Source organism: Micromonospora sp. NPDC005806, from assembly GCF_042871425.1.
Classification (GTDB): domain Bacteria; phylum Actinomycetota; class Actinomycetes; order Mycobacteriales; family Micromonosporaceae; genus Micromonospora.
The window spans coordinates 1-14,248 of sequence record NZ_JBIAIL010000045.1; the positions used below are offsets into that span (position 1 = coordinate 1).

Genomic DNA, 14,248 nt, shown 5'->3' on the forward strand with positions numbered 1-14,248 from the left:
CGGCGCTCTTCCTGTTCGGCCGCAGTCGGCTGGAACGGGTCGTCTTCAACCGGCTCGCCGTGCGCCGCCTCGTCGGCATCGCCGCTCTGGTCCTGCTGGCGCCGCCGCTGTTCTTCGCCCCGCCGCTGCTCGCCGCCATCGCCGCTGCCGTCGTGCTGCTCGGGGTAGCCGTTGCGGACGCTCGACGCGCCGCCGGCCGGCCACCGGAGGCCCCGTCCCCGTCCGCCTAGCAGAGGCGGTCCGCATCCAGTCCGCAAGAGGTCCACAGACGATGGAGAATCAATCGGCTTCGTCATTCTTAGGCCGACGGAGTGATGAGCTCGTCGGTGACCCACTGGGCGACGTTGGCGGGGTAGGGCGCGGGCAGTCCAAAGACGATGTGCTGGAAGCCTGCATCGATCGCTTTGCCGATCGCATCTCTGGTGATGCTGGGCTGGTTGTAGGAGACGGGCAGTTGGATCGAGCGGGTGATCGAGGCGGAGTTGCGCCCGATCTCGGTGCAGTAGCGGTCAAGTAGTGCGCTGCGGCCGGCCGCGTCGTCGATGTCGCCGCCGGGGATGTTCCACACGTCGGCGTGCTCGGCGGCCACGCGCAGCACGGCGGCCGAGCGTCCGCCGATGAGGATCGGTGGGTGGGGGCGTTGGATGGGTCTCGGGTTGCCGAAGGCTCCGGTGAGACGGTGGTAGGTGCCGTGGAAGTCAAACGGTTCGGCCTCGGTCCACAACCGTCGGATGATCGTGCACGCCTCGGCGAGGCTTCCCACGGCGTATGCCGGGTCGTGAAAGGGCAGGCCGTGTGCCTCGTACTCGCGGCGGGCCAGGGGGTGGCTGGGTCGTGAACCCGCACCGATACCGAAGTCGAGCCGCCCGCCGGAGACAATGTCGACAGTCGCGGCGATCTTGGCTAACGTTGCGGGCGGTCGGAAGCGGTTGCTGGTCACGAGCAGACCGAGGCGCAGTCGCCGGGTCTGTGCGGCGAGGGCCGAGAGCAGGGTCCAGCCTTCGTAGGTCGGCCCGTTCGGGTCGCCGCCGATCGGCATGAGGTGATCGAACAGCCACGCGTGCTCGATCTGCGGGATCGTGTCTGCCTCGCGCCAGACCCGCAGGACGTCGTGGTAATCGACCTGTGAGGGCGCGGTCATGATCCCGAAGCGGGGCCGGGTTGTGTGCGGCATAGGGGCCGTCAGTCCTTTCGTTTCCGTCCGTGATCTTCTTCCCGTGGTAGCCATGCGAGTCCGCACCGGCGCGGTGCGCGCGCTTCACCTGGAGTCGATTCGGCCCATTGGATCGGTGCTGTTGGTCAACTCGGCGGTCGCCGCGGCCCAACTGGCGTCTGCGGGGTAGAGCGCGCTGCGCAGGTAGGCCCAGGTGAGCCGCTGGATCAGGGCGACGCGTTCGGGGTTCTCGTCGGTCGTCTCCGTGACGGCGTAGCCAGCGATTCCGCCAAGGGAGTGTTCTGCCCCGAAGAGGGTGAGCAGGCTCTTGGGGCCGCGACTCAGGTGGTACGGGTCGGCGAACCAGTCCGGCCCCCGGACGGACAGCGGCGACTGGTCCTTTAGGCCCGCGATCACGAGGGCCGGCGTGGTCATATCCGCGAAGCTCGGGCTCATAAAGGGGAAGTGCTCGGCGGCGAACGGACTCAGGTCGGCTCCGCCCGTGCCGGTCGTGGACAGCAGCACGCCCGCCTTGATCCGCGGATCGGACATGTCCTCGCCGGGGACGCCGTCGGCGCCGAGGACTCGCGCGCCCAGCAGCATGCTCGCCGTCTGGCCACCCGAGGAGTGTCCGGCGGCGGCGATGCGGCTTCGATCGAGGCGCCCACGCAGACCGGGAACGGCGGCTTCGATGAGATCGAGCTGGTCGAGGATGTGCCTGAGGTCCGCGACGCGGAAACGCCAGATGTCGGGGTAGCGGGGGTCGTCAGGCGTGACGTTCAGCGTCCGGGAGTCGAGGTGCGTGGGTTGAACCACCGCGAAGCCGCGGGCCGCCCAGAAGTCGACCAGCGGGGCGTAGCCGTTCATCGACCAGCCGAAGCCGTGTGAGAAGACGATGACGGGTAGTTCGTGCCCGGTCGTGGGGGCCGACACTCGCACCTGCAGGTCGTCGCCACGGCCTGGAGCCGGCAGCACCACCGGACTGACCGAGACGACCGGGGTGGGCGCGCCGACGCCTTCATCGGAGTGGGGCATCGTGTTTCTCCTTGAGGGGTGAACCGCGTTGGTGATGCGCGGCTTGGACATGGGGCGCCTGCCCTGACATCATGAGCAAGCGGAACCGCGTTCCGTTAGAACGATACGGAACATGGTTCCGCTTACCAAGCGATGTGACGGAGGTAACGGCGCAGTGGCCGACATCGACAGCCGATCGGGGGCGTCAGCCTCGCGCAAACGGGCCGACGCCCGGCGCAACGAGCAGACCCTGCTCGACGCGGCCGCAGCGGCTTTCCGCGACTCCGGCGTCGATGCGCCGGTACGCGATATCGCTGCCAGGGCCGGCGTCGGTGTTGGCACGATCTACCGCCACTTCCCCACGCGAGCCGATCTCATCGTCGCCGTCTACCGGCACCAGGTCGAGGCCTGCGCCGAGGCCGGTCCGGCCCTGCTGGCGGACAGCAGCACACCGCACGCCGCTCTAGCTCGATGGATCGACCTCTTCGTCGACTTCCTAGTCACCAAGCACGGCCTCGCCGAGGCGCTGCAGTCCGACGACGCCACCTTCCAGACCCTGCACGCCTACTTCCTCGACCGCCTCGTCCCCGTATGCGGCCAACTGCTCGACGCTGCTGCCACGGCTGGCGAAATCCGCCCCGACGTAGAGGCCTACGAACTGATGCGCGGCGTCGGCAACCTCTGCATCGGCGCGGGCCGCGACCCGCGATACGACGCCCGCCGCATGGTCGGACTGCTCATCGCAGGACTGCGCCTCCGCTAGGGAGGAAACCGCGAGTACCCAGGTGACGGCGCGCTGGCAGGGGCATGTGGTGCAGGAGGACGTCGCGCACTTCCTCGCTCTGCCAGAACGCCTCGTGCCCGGCCCGCCACTGCGCCACAGACTCATCTCCCTCGCCATCGTCGAGGGCATGTTGCAGATCGACACCGGCGAGCCGGACGACCCGCACCTTGGTCAGCTCGATCACCGCGACGCGCCGGCCCTCCGAGTCCACCACCACCGTGCCGTGGGGCTCTGATCCTCGCGGGAGCCTTGCAGAGGACCCTACCCACGCTTGACCTGCGCTCTTTCATCCGGACGCGTCAGGCGGCGCCAACATGACACCTCCCGTGAGCCAACATGGCTTGCACATGTGCCATACATGTGCCACCATGGCACCATGGACTTGACCTCGTATGTGAGCAACCTCGGACGTGAGTTCGCCACGCTTGCTGAAGCCGGCGGTGAGGAGGCACGTGCGCTGGTCGAGCGCCTGACCGGGTCGCTCGAGTCGGCGATCCGGATGACGCTGCTGGACGCGCTGTCCGCCGCCGCCGATGAGATCACCCGGGACCTGGCTCCGGGTTCGGTGGAGCTGCGCCTGCGCGGACGCGATCCGAGCTTCGTCGTGACCGCGCCACCCGCCGAGCCGCTCGAGCTCGCGGCCGGGGGCGCTGCGGCGACGATCGACGGCGCGCCGGACAGCGATCTGCTGATCGCCGAGGAGGGCCCCGCCGCGCGGATCAACGTACGCATGCCCGAGCAGCTCAAGGCCGCGATCGAGGAGGCTGCGGCCAAGGAGGGGCGCTCGGTCAACGCCTGGCTGGTCCGGGCCGCCGCTGCCGGGTTGCAGCGGTCCGATCGCGATCAGCGTCCCGAGCCACGCGGCGGCGGGAAACGGACCCAGCAGCGCTTCACCGGCTGGGTGCGCTAACCGCACCGCTCGCTTTCCTCACACCGCGTCCCCGACCTGCGGGGACGGCTCACCTACCCATGATGCGGGGACAACCATGCCAAATTACGAAACGCCCGAACCGATTTCCGTCACGCTCGAACTCGGCGTCGGCGACGTGCGGATCGCCGCAAGCGACCGGACCGACACCGTCGTCGAGGTCCGCCCGAGCGACGAAGCCGACGAGTCCGACGTGAAAGCCGCTCAGCAGGTCCGTGTCGACTACACCAACGGCATGCTCCGGGTCACCGGTCCGAAGGCGCGCGTTTTCGACTTCTCCCGCAAGACCAGGTCGGTCGACGTGTCCATCGAGCTCCCCAGCGGTTCCCAGGTGTCCGCCGACATGCAGGTGGGCGACATCCGCTGCGCCGGTCGGCTTGGGGAGTGCAGGCTCAAGACCTCCGCCGGGAACGTCCGGCTCGAACGAACCGGCCCGCTGCGCCTGGCCACGTCGGCCGGTCACGTCACCGCCGACGGCATCACGGGCAATGCCGAGATCTCCACCGGCTCCGGCAAGGTCCAGATCGGCGAGGTCGACGGCACCGCGGTGGTCAAGAACTCCAACGGCGACACCACGATCGACGCGGTCACCGGCGACGTGCGGGTGCGCGCGGCCAACGGCGACATCCACGTCGAGCGGGCCGGCGCCGGCGTCGACGCGAAGACCTCCAACGGCAGCATCCGCCTCCGCGAGGTGGTCCGCGGCTCGGTCGTCCTCGGCACCGCCATGGGCGACCTGGACATCGGCATCGCCGACGGCACCGCCGCCTGGCTCGAGGTCAACACCGGATTCGGGCACGTGCGCAACCTGATGGAGAACACCACCCGGCCCGACCAGGCCGACCAGACCGTCGAGGTACGCGGCCGCACCTCCTACGGCGACATCACCATCCACCGCTCCTGATCCACTTCCAGCCCCGGAGAAAGGGAACCATGAGCATCACGCAATCCCGGCCGGCGATCACCGCAACCGGGCTACGGAAATCATTCGGCGACCACGTCGTGCTCGACGGCCTCGACCTGAACGTGCCACGGGGAACGGTCTTCTCGCTGCTCGGCGCGAACGGCGCCGGGAAGACCACCACGGTCAAGATTCTGTCCACTTTGCTGAGTGCCGATGCCGGTGACGTCCAGATCGCCGGGCACGACCTCGCCCGCGAGCCGGACGCGGTGCGCGCCGCGATCGGCGTCACCGGGCAGTTCTCCGCAGTGGACAAGCTGCTCACCGGCGAGGAGAACCTGCGGCTGATGGCGGATCTGCACCACCTCGCCCGGGGCGACGGCCGGCTGCGCACCGCCCGGCTGCTCGAGCAGTTCGACCTGACCGAGGCGGCCAGGAAGCCGGCATCGACCTACTCCGGGGGCATGCTGCGGCGGCTCGACCTGGCGATGACCCTGGTCGGCAGCCCGCAAGTGATCTTCCTCGACGAGCCGACCACCGGACTGGACCCGCGCAGCCGCCGGGACATGTGGCAGATCGTCCGGGACCTGGTGTCCGGCGGCGTCACCATCTTCCTGACCACGCAGTATCTGGAGGAGGCCGACGAGCTGGCCGACCGGATCGCGGTCCTCGACCGCGGCCGGGTGGTCGCGGAGGGAACCGCGGAAGAACTGAAGCGCCGCATCCCCGGTGGACACGTTCGCCTGCGGTTCGCCGACCCGCAGGGCCTTGACGCGGCCATGCGCGTGCTGGGTCAGGCCTCGCGCGACAACGACGCGCTCGCCCTGCGGGTGCCCAGCGACGGCAGCCTGCGCTCGCTGAAGACCCTGATCGGCCGGCTCGACGACCGGGCCATCGAGGTCGACGAGCTGTCCGTGCACACCCCCGATCTCGACGACGTCTTCCTCGCCCTCACCGGTAACTCCACCAACGAGAAGGTGACCACTCGATGAGCACCCACGCCCTCACCGGCCCGGCTCCGGCGGACCTCCGTTTCCATCCGCTACGCGACTCGGCGACGATGCTGCGCCGCAACCTCAAGCGCATGCTGCGGTACCCGTCGATGACCGTGATGCTCGTCGGGATGCCCGTCGTCTTCCTGCTGCTGTTCGTCTACGTGTTCGGCGGCACGTTGGGCGCCGGGCTCGGCGGGCCATTACACAGCGGCGCGACCGGCGGGCGCGCCGAGTACGCCAACTACGTGGCGCCCGCGATCATCCTGATGACCGTGACGGCCACGGTCCAGGGGACCGCGATCTCGATCGCCATGGACATGACCGAAGGCATCATCGCCCGGTTCCGCACCATGCACATCGCCCGCGTCTCGGTGCTGACCGGCCACGTCCTGGGCAGCATGATCCAGGCGATGTTCAGCCTGGCGATCGTGATCGGCGTGGCGCTGCTGGTCGGCTTCCGGCCCACCGCCGGGCTGGGCGCGTGGCTCGCCACGGCCGGTTTCCTGGTGGTGGTGACCTTCGCACTCGTCTGGTTGTCCGTCGCACTCGGCCAGGTGAGCAAGAGTGTCGAGACCGCGAGCAACCTGCCCATGCCGCTTGTTCTGCTGCCCTTCCTCGGCAGCGGGTTCGTCCCCACCGACTCCATGCCGGCCGGTCTGCGCTGGTTCGCCGAGTACCAGCCGTTCACGCCGATCATCGAAACCCTGCGCGGCCTGCTGATGGACAAGCCGATCGGGAACAACGCGTGGATCGCGCTCGTCTGGTGCGTCGTCATCGCGCTGGGCGGCTACCTCTGGTCGAAACGACTGTTCAACCGCGAGTCCTGACCAGGCACCACCGTCCCCTACCTCAGTTCGGCCAGCGCTGCCTGCGCGAGCAGTCGTCGGTTCAAATCCGGCCACCCCGACGAGAGCTAACAGCGTCTCAGGAGCCCTCACGCGAGGGCTCCTGAGTTGTTTCTGGGACCGCTGCCGGGCCGCCGGAGGCAGCGAAAACCCCAGGTCAGGGGCAAATCAGGGGCCGATCAAGGGTAGGTCCCGATGCCCGCGCGCCGCGCCCAGCGGAACCCTGGATGCAGACGGCACGCAGGCCGACCACGTCCAATTGATCTAGAAAGGCAACCATGAACGCCGCACTGCGCAGGGCGATGGGTTGGCATCGCCCGCTGATGCTCTTCTCCACCGCGATGGCTGGTAGTACTTCGAGCACCCGTTCATTGGCCCGGGGCGCGGGTGACGCCCACCTGCTCGGAGGGTTGGCCGGCCTGCCTGCGTCGTACCTGGCATCGGGCGAAGAGCGATGATCCCGGGGAGCAGTGGCATGAACATGCGCAGGCGCAACACAGCAGAGCCGAGGGCGGCGGGACTGACTTTCCGCTCGCTCCGCACTTTCTTCCTCGCGACGTTCGCTCTGTCCTGGGGTATGGGCATGCTGTACGTGCTGTTCCAGGCGAAGGTCGAGTCGATCTTCGGGCCGATGGGCTACACCAACCCGGTGTTCATCTTCCTGGTCTACGCACCCGGGATCGTGGGCGTGTTCATGGTGTGGCGCCACTACGGGTTGTCCGGCCTGGGCAGCTTTTTCCGTCGCTTTAGGTTGTGGCGGATGTCGCTGTCGTGGTGGCTGGTGCTGCTGATTGGCATGCCCGCGGTGTTCTACGTCGGAGCGGCGATCACGGGCAACCTGGCCGACCCGTTCCCCTTCTCACCGTGGTACGCCGTGCTGCCGGCCCTACTGGCGATGCTGTTCATCGGCCCTATCGAGGAGCTCGGCTGGCGGGGCGTGGCGCTGCCGCTGCTGCAGCGGCGGTTCTCGCCGCTGTGGGCTGGGCTGCTGCTCGGCCTGGTGGTGGCGTTCTGGCACACGCCGGCGTTCCTGTTGAGCGGAACGAAGCAGTCCGCGTGGGCGTTCTGGCCGTTCTTCTTCGGCGTCGTGGCGATCAGCGTCATCCTCACGCCGATGTTCAACGCCGCACGGGGAAGTCTGCTGGTGCCGTTCCTGTTCCACGCCCAGATGAACAACCCGGTCTGGCCCGATGCCCAACCGTGGGACATGTGGCTGTTCGTTGCGACGGCAGTCGTTGTGGCCGTGGTGAACCGCAAGGCCCTGCTCGACCGCGGCGCGGCGGTGACCGCGATCCTCACCCCGGCTGACGAGACCGACAACACCAGGAACGACGCCGTGCTTACAGACCGGTCCCGCGCCACGGAGCAGGCAGCTTCGGCAGGTACCTGATCCTGCAGTCTGCCGAGCAGCCAAGCGAGCAGCCATACCTGCGAGCACGAGCGGACGATCGCGGACCCTGACGTCAGATCGGCAGCGAGGACCTGGCGGTGGACCAGCAGCCGGGAGCCGACTCGCAATGCGTAGGTCGACGGTTCGATTCCGCCCGGCGGCTCCATAGGCCCTTGCATGTCCGGCCAGAGGCCTGCCGCTGACCTCACGTAACCGGAGGTCGCCGCGCATCGATCACCGATACGCCAAGAAGCAGGGCGTGCGCGATGTCTAGGATCGGCCCGTGATCGCCGACCTGCAGTGTGTGGTGCTGGACTGCTCCCACCCGGCGGAACTTGCCGAGTTCTACCAGGCTCTCCTCGGCGGTGCCGTCAATCAGCGGGATCAGCGATGGGCACTCAGCGACGACTGGGCGACGCTTCACACGCCGTCCGGCCTCGTCCTGGCCTTCCAGCGGGCGGCGGATTACCGACCGCCGCTCTGGCCCGATCCATCCCGGCCTCAGCAGTTTCACCTGGACTTCGGTGTTGCGGACCTGGACCGCGCCCAGGAGCAGGTGCTGGCCCTGGGGGCAACCGTGCTGGACGAGGGAGCGGGTGGGCGTAGCTGGCGTATCTTTGCCGACCCCGCAGGGCATCCGTTCTGCCTGGTCCGTCACCTGACGAAACAGGCCCCGCCAGCTCATGAGTCTGCCGCCGGTTGGTTGGACTCCTGCCGGGCTGCGTCCGCGAGATCCCGCCAGGCACCAGCCGATCAAGCCGGCTGCCGGCGTTGTCGGGTCTCAGGACAGATCAGTCTCGGGACGTGCGTGACGCATCCGGCTAGACGATCTACGGCCATTCGTAGACTCTCCTGGCACGCGGCCACCCCGGGCGCCGCGAGGGTATAGCGAGAACGCGAAGAAGCCCGATATCGCGGCCGAGGCCAGGCCAAGGGCGGCTGCGGCTAGGACTCCGCGAGTGGCACCGTAACCCGCACCTGCCGCGATGATTCCGGCGGCGCTCATCGTTGCCACTACCTGGGGCAGCGTGAGCAACGGAAGCGCGCCGGGCGCCGGCCTCCCGAGCAGGGTGCCGACAAAGCTGGCGGCCAAGGCGACAACACCGGCCCAGATCACCCAGCGAGCGTCGTCCGAGCTGAGGGTGTCTACCGTGACGAGCCAACGGAACAGCAGCATCACCCCGGGCGGGAGGGCCGCAAGGAGTACCGCAGCCGCCATGGTGCGGCGGTGGATCCTTCGGTATCCCCTGACCGCGCCCCTCGCAGCTGGGCTGCTTGGATTCACGGTGAGCGCCCGCTGGACAAGCTCCTTGAGCCGGGCCGCGTCGCGATCGACTCTGAGGACGTTCCAGGCAAGCAGGCTCAGCGCCTCGTGATCATTGGGTGCAAGCTCCACCGCGCGCTTTGCGTCGGCATACGACTCCCGGTCCCTAGTGAGCAGGTGACGAGCAAGCGCCCGGTAGCGGTAGGCCGCCACATCCTCGGGGTTGGCTTCGATTGCTCGACCGGCCGCTTTGACCGCTGAGGGATGGTGGCCGAGCCCAATCAACGCGCCGGCGAGGCGGCGCCAGGCAACGCCGTCGTCCGGATGCGTCGTCAGATGCTTGCGCAGCAGTGCGATGGCGGGCTCAAACTGCTCGGCCAGAACCAGCTCACGCGCACGTGCGACAGCATCGTCGCCGTGTCCAGACTGCGGCTCCATGCGGCTGCTCCTTGTCCCCGCTTGATCAGCGGGCAAGGAAGTATCACCCACGACTGCGACGCCGGTGAATGCGGGAGTCTGGCGTGCCGCTACGACTGCGACCTGGCCGTCGGTGAGGACGCAGCCACCGAGGTTCCCCAGTCCAGGACCACGTTGCAGCCCAGGGTGATTACCCGCAGCGCGGTCGACCACTGGCGCTGTTCCACCCGGTCTGCAGGGTGTCGTACTCCGCCTCGGTCACGACCGGACCATGACAGCCATCGCATTTGGGGGTACGTCGACCGGCGCATTCGGACAGCAGGAACACACCCGTTTGGCGCTGGTGTCGCGGCTGCCGCTCTGGCACACTGCGATCGCCCGCACGCCCACGATCTTGGCTGCGGTCTTCTACATCCCTTAATAACGGGGGTTCCCTTGCCACTCCGCCGCTCGGCGGTGGCTGCGCTCGCATTGGCCGTTACCGGGGCGCTCGTCCCACCCGCGTACCTGGCCTACGCCGCCCAGTCGCCCGACCACAAGTTCAGCGCCAAGCAGTTGCCGCGGCCGGAACGTCCGCGTGACCTGAAGGACCGCGAGTTCGACCCGAACGGCGTCCTGGTCCGCTTCAAGTCCAACGCCGCCAAGTCCGCCAAGGACCGCGTCCTCTCCCGCAAGGACGTCCGCAGCAGCTCCGCCATCGCCGGGACCCGCTGGGTCAAGGTGCGCGGTGCGGGCTCCGCCGCCGACCTGATGCGCAGCCTGCGCAAGGATCCGGCGGTCGCCAGCGTCAGCCTCGACTACAAGCGCACGGCCACCGTCGCGCCGAACGATCCGGCGTACACCTACGGTGACCAGTCCTACCTGAACACCGTCCGGCTGCCCCAGGCGTGGGACCGGACCAAGGGCTCGACCAGCCAGATCATCGCGGTGGTCGACACTGGCGTGAACGTCAACCACCCGGACCTCAAGGGCCGGACGGTGACCGGCTACAACGCCATCACCCCGAGTGCGTTGCCGGCCGACGACAACGGCCACGGCACGATGGTGGCCGGCATCGCGGCGGCCAACACCAACAACGGAATCGGCGTGGCGGGCGCCGCGTGGACCGCCCGCATCATGCCGGTCAAGGTCCTCGGCGCCGACGGCTCCGGATATGACTCGGACGTCACCGAGGGCGTCATCTGGGCCGCCGACCACGGTGCCAAGATCATCAACATGTCGCTCGGCGGTGAGGGTGACGACACCGCCCTGCACGACGCGATCAAGTACGCGACCGGCAAGGGTGCGGTGGTCGTGGTGGCCGCCGGCAACGACGGCGACGGCCGGGCCCAGTACCCGGCGGCGTACTCCGAGGTCATCTCGGTCGCCGCGACCGACGCCTCGGGCAAGCTCACCGACTTCAGCTCGTACGGTGACTGGATCGACATCGCCGCTCCCGGCGCCGGCATCGTCTCCACCGGCCTCGGCACGGACTACTACATCGGCGACGGCACCTCCTTCTCCGCCCCGATCGTCTCCGGCACGGCCGCGCTGGTGCGGACGATGTACCCGTCGCTGACCCCGGCGCAGGTCCTCTCCTGGATCCGCAAGAACGCCCGGGACGCCGGCCCGCGCGGTGTCGACCCGTACTACGGCTACGGCATCCTCGACGCGTACGCCTCGGTCGGCGGCAGCTGGGCGCCGGAGTTCCCGGCCCCGTCCCTGGGCACGAACGAGCCCAACGACGTGCCGGCCCGGGCCGCCGCGCTCGGTGCCTCGGTCACCGGCACCATCGGTGCCGAGGGCGACGTCGACTGGTACAAGTTCTCCGTCGACAGCCTCAAGGCCGTCGACGTCACGGTGACCCCGCCCGGGTACGACATGAACCTGTCGCAGAACGTCGACCCGGTCCTCGCGGTCTACGACAGCAACCTGCGCCTGGTCGGCGAGTCCGACACGGCGGCTGCCGGCGGTCCGGAGAAGGTCTCCGCCAAGATCGACAAGGGCACCTACTACGTCTCGGTGCGCAACTACAACGGCGCTCTCGACACCCGGGCCTACACCCTGTCGCTGGCCAGCGCCACCGCGCCGATGTTCGGGCCCTACCAGGCGAAGACGACCGGCTCGTGGCCGAGCACGGTGGCCATCGGTGACGTCACAGGCGACGGCCGCAACGACGTGGTGATGGCGACCACCTTCTACTTCGACGACGCGAACGACTACAAGCTCTTCGTCTACGCGCAGCAGCCCGACGGCACGCTCGCCGCGCCGGTCAAGTACGCCACCGGCCTGCAGTACGGGGAGTCCCCGGGCCTCGCCGTGCTCGACACCAACGGGGACGGCAAGCAGGACGTCGCCCTGACCACCGGCGCGGGTGTGCAGCTCTTCCAGCAGACCGCCGGCGGCACGCTGGAGTCGACCGGCACGATTGCCGGCACGCCCAACAGTTCGACCATCGCCGCTGCCGACTTCGACGGGGACGGCGACACCGACCTGGTGGTCACCAGCGACGGAGTCAAGCTGCTGACCCAGGAGGCGGACCACACCTTCACCGTCTCGTCGGTGGACGCCGAGGCCAGCCCGGAGCTGGAGGTCGGCGACGTCGACGGTGACGGCCGCCTGGACGTGGTGGGCTTCCTGGACAAGACCGTGCGGGTCTGGCACCACACCGACGCCGGCTGGAACCGCACCGACCACGTGGTCTACACCGGCACCTGGGGCATCGAGGGAATCGAGGTCGCCGACGTCTCCAACGACGGCCGCGCCGACGTCGTCGCCACGCTGTACCTGAACAGGCCGGCCGCCAACGTCGCAGTGCTGCGGCAGAACACGGACGGCACCCTGGCCGGGCCTCAGCTGTTCCCGGCTGGCGACCTGCCCGAGCCGATCGAGGCCGCCGACGTGAACGGCGACGGCCGCAACGACGTGGTGACGCTGCAGAGCACCTCGGTCGCCGTCCTCCCGCAGCAGGCGGACGGTTCGTTCGGCGCGCCGGGCTTCTCCGCCATGCCGTACGCCACCCACACCCCCGTGCAGGGCATGGCGCTCGGCGACATCGATGGTGACAAGAAGATCGACGTCGTCACCGCGAACTACAACTACGGCCTGGTCGTGGCGTACAACGGTGCCCAGCCGAGCCCGGTGGGCGAGCGGCTCGGGACGCGCGACGTGGCCCCGGCCGACTTCGCCACCGCGGTGCCGCTCACGGCGACGCCGAGCGTGACCTTCGCCCGGAACGTGGACGCGGCCTCGGTGACCTCGTCCACCGTGCGCCTGGTCAACGGCCGTACCGGGGCCGACATCGCCGCCGACCTCTCGGTCAGCGGTGACACCGTGACCCTGACCCCGACCGCGGCACTGCAGGACAACACGCCGTACCGGATCGCGGTCAGCGGGGTCAAGGACAGCGCGGGCGCCGTCCAGACGGAGAAGTTCAGCACCACCTTCCGTACGGTCGACGTAGCGCCGCCGGCGGTCACCGGCCTCAAGGCGCAGGGTGCCCTCGCGGGGGCGACGCTGACCTGGACCCTGCCGGACATCACCGACCTGGACCAGGTCATCATCCGGGCGAACCCGGGCACCACCGCGCCGTCCCGGGTCAGCGAGGGCATCGCGGTGTACGCCGGCGCCGGCAGCTCCGCCACCGCCACCGGCCTGGTCGCCGGCACCACCTACACCTTCCGGGTGTGGGTGCGGGACCGGTCCGGTCTGTACAGCTCGGCGCCGATCCTGACGATGCTCGGCACCGGCGTCACGATCGGCAGCAGCACCACCGCGCTGACCTACGGTGGCGCGGTGACGCTGACCGGCAAGCTGGTCCGCAAGGACACCGGCGCCGGCCTCGCCGGGCTGCCCGTCCAGCTGTACGGCAAGTACAAGGGCGCCTCGTCGTACACGTTGATCACCACGGTGACCAGCGGGACCGGCGGCGCGCTCACGTACACGCACAAGCCGGCCAAGGGCGTCAGCTACGAGTGGCTCTACCGGGGCTCCAGCAGCCTGACTGGTAGCGTCACCCCGCTGCGGACGGTGACCGTGGCCACCCTGGTGACCGGGAACCTGTCGAAGACCTCGTTCGCCCTGGGCGGCACGGTGACCCTCTCCGGTTCGGTCTCGCCGAGCCACGCGGGTCAGACGGTCTACCTGCAGCGCCTGGTCGGCACCTCATGGAAGAACATCACGAGCAGGACGCTCTCGTCGTCGAGCGCCTACTCGTTCTCCATCAAGCCGACCAGCCGGGGCACCTACTACTACCGGGTGTACAAGCCCGCCGACACGGACCACGCCGCCGGCTACAGCCCGCGGCGGAGCTTCAAGGTCAGCTGACCTCGTCGGCATCTCCGACCGGCTCCCCCGTCGCGACGCGGCGGGGGAGCCGCCGTCTTTCCGGGGCCGGCGTAAACGAAGCGAGCCCGACGGGCACGGCACGGGCCGGCCCGCCGGGCTCGCTCCGGCCGGGAGGTGAAAGTCAGCGGGCGTCCTTGTCGCCGTCCTTGCGGTGCTTGGCCACCGCGGCGGCACCGGCCGCCGCCGCGCCCGCGGCCGCCGCGCCCGCCGCCACGGCCTTGCCGGAGACGC

The 14,248-nt window shown here is 69.1% G+C and carries 10 protein-coding genes and 3 pseudogenes; 9 read left to right on the top strand and 4 right to left on the bottom strand.

The features are described from left to right. A pseudogene (locus tag ACFYOS_RS30910) lies at nucleotides 1–230 on the top strand (low temperature requirement protein A); the annotation flags it as partial. Between the two features lie 68 nt (nucleotides 231–298). Here the strand turns inward: ACFYOS_RS30910 and ACFYOS_RS30915 are convergent. Both ACFYOS_RS30915 and ACFYOS_RS30920 read right to left on the bottom strand, forming a co-directional pair. Beyond that, nucleotides 299–1,141, bottom strand: coding sequence for an LLM class flavin-dependent oxidoreductase (locus ACFYOS_RS30915; RefSeq protein ID WP_387149110.1), 843 nt, complete (start codon nucleotides 1,139–1,141; stop codon nucleotides 299–301). A 117-nt stretch (nucleotides 1,142–1,258) separates the two neighbouring features. Beyond that, a complete protein-coding gene (locus ACFYOS_RS30920; protein WP_387149215.1) occupies nucleotides 1,259–2,188 on the bottom strand; it encodes an alpha/beta hydrolase family protein in 930 nt (309 codons plus the stop codon). 154 nt (nucleotides 2,189–2,342) lie between these two features. Here ACFYOS_RS30920 and ACFYOS_RS30925 point away from each other — a divergent pair, with 154 nt between their 5' ends. Then, complete coding sequence (locus tag ACFYOS_RS30925) at nucleotides 2,343–2,930, top strand: TetR/AcrR family transcriptional regulator (RefSeq protein ID WP_387149112.1); 588 nt, start codon at nucleotides 2,343–2,345, stop codon at nucleotides 2,928–2,930. 64 nt (nucleotides 2,931–2,994) lie between these two features. On the opposite strand, the pseudogene ACFYOS_RS30930 reads toward ACFYOS_RS30925, so the two are convergent. Further along, nucleotides 2,995–3,165, bottom strand: a pseudogene (locus ACFYOS_RS30930) (ASCH domain-containing protein); the annotation flags it as partial. 162 nt (nucleotides 3,166–3,327) lie between these two features. Between ACFYOS_RS30930 and ACFYOS_RS30935 the strand changes: the two are divergent. From ACFYOS_RS30935 to ACFYOS_RS30960, 6 genes and pseudogenes are all read left to right on the top strand, one after another. Then, entirely contained in the window at nucleotides 3,328–3,861 is a 534-nt protein-coding gene (locus tag ACFYOS_RS30935) for a ribbon-helix-helix protein, CopG family (RefSeq protein WP_387149115.1), read from the top strand. A gap of 76 nt (nucleotides 3,862–3,937) precedes the next feature. Beyond that, complete coding sequence (locus tag ACFYOS_RS30940; RefSeq protein ID WP_387149118.1) at nucleotides 3,938–4,783, top strand: DUF4097 domain-containing protein; 846 nt, start codon at nucleotides 3,938–3,940, stop codon at nucleotides 4,781–4,783. Between the two features lie 29 nt (nucleotides 4,784–4,812). Next, nucleotides 4,813–5,772, top strand: coding sequence for an ATP-binding cassette domain-containing protein (locus ACFYOS_RS30945; RefSeq protein WP_387149120.1), 960 nt, complete (start codon nucleotides 4,813–4,815; stop codon nucleotides 5,770–5,772). Further along, the gene (locus ACFYOS_RS30950) at nucleotides 5,769–6,602 is read left to right on the top strand and encodes an ABC transporter permease (protein WP_387149123.1); all 834 of its coding nucleotides are present in this window, start codon (nucleotides 5,769–5,771) and stop codon (nucleotides 6,600–6,602) included. Before ACFYOS_RS30945 ends, ACFYOS_RS30950 begins: the two co-directional genes overlap by 4 nt. 493 nt (nucleotides 6,603–7,095) lie before the next feature. Continuing rightward, nucleotides 7,096–8,010 (top strand): CPBP family intramembrane glutamic endopeptidase, encoded by a 915-nt coding sequence (locus tag ACFYOS_RS30955; RefSeq protein WP_387149125.1) that lies wholly within the window; start codon nucleotides 7,096–7,098, stop codon nucleotides 8,008–8,010. A 283-nt stretch (nucleotides 8,011–8,293) separates the two neighbouring features. Further along, a pseudogene (locus ACFYOS_RS30960) lies at nucleotides 8,294–8,662 on the top strand (VOC family protein); the annotation flags it as partial. A 129-nt stretch (nucleotides 8,663–8,791) separates the two neighbouring features. Here the strand turns inward: ACFYOS_RS30960 and ACFYOS_RS30965 are convergent. Next, complete coding sequence (locus ACFYOS_RS30965; RefSeq protein WP_387149127.1) at nucleotides 8,792–9,712, bottom strand: tetratricopeptide repeat protein; 921 nt, start codon at nucleotides 9,710–9,712, stop codon at nucleotides 8,792–8,794. Nucleotides 9,713–10,162: 450 nt separating this feature from the next. On the opposite strand from ACFYOS_RS30965, the gene ACFYOS_RS30970 reads away from it, so the two are divergent. After that, on the top strand, nucleotides 10,163–13,996 hold the full coding sequence (locus ACFYOS_RS30970) for a S8 family serine peptidase (protein WP_387149130.1): 3,834 nt from the start codon (nucleotides 10,163–10,165) through the stop codon (nucleotides 13,994–13,996). Nucleotides 13,997–14,248: the final 252 nt, after the last annotated feature.

Bases quoted from the DNA above. Each gene is read 5' to 3' on its own strand.
- ACFYOS_RS30915 (WP_387149110.1), bottom strand. From the start codon at position 1,141: ATGACCGCGCCCTCACAGGTCGATTACCACGACGTCCTGCGGGTCTGG.
- ACFYOS_RS30920 (WP_387149215.1), bottom strand. From the start codon at position 2,188: ATGCCCCACTCCGATGAAGGCGTCGGCGCGCCCACCCCGGTCGTCTCG.
- ACFYOS_RS30935 (WP_387149115.1), top strand. From the start codon at position 3,328: ATGGACTTGACCTCGTATGTGAGCAACCTCGGACGTGAGTTCGCCACG.
- ACFYOS_RS30940 (WP_387149118.1), top strand. From the start codon at position 3,938: ATGCCAAATTACGAAACGCCCGAACCGATTTCCGTCACGCTCGAACTC.
- ACFYOS_RS30945 (WP_387149120.1), top strand. From the start codon at position 4,813: ATGAGCATCACGCAATCCCGGCCGGCGATCACCGCAACCGGGCTACGG.
- ACFYOS_RS30950 (WP_387149123.1), top strand. From the start codon at position 5,769: ATGAGCACCCACGCCCTCACCGGCCCGGCTCCGGCGGACCTCCGTTTC.
- ACFYOS_RS30955 (WP_387149125.1), top strand. From the start codon at position 7,096: ATGAACATGCGCAGGCGCAACACAGCAGAGCCGAGGGCGGCGGGACTG.
- ACFYOS_RS30965 (WP_387149127.1), bottom strand. From the start codon at position 9,712: ATGGAGCCGCAGTCTGGACACGGCGACGATGCTGTCGCACGTGCGCGT.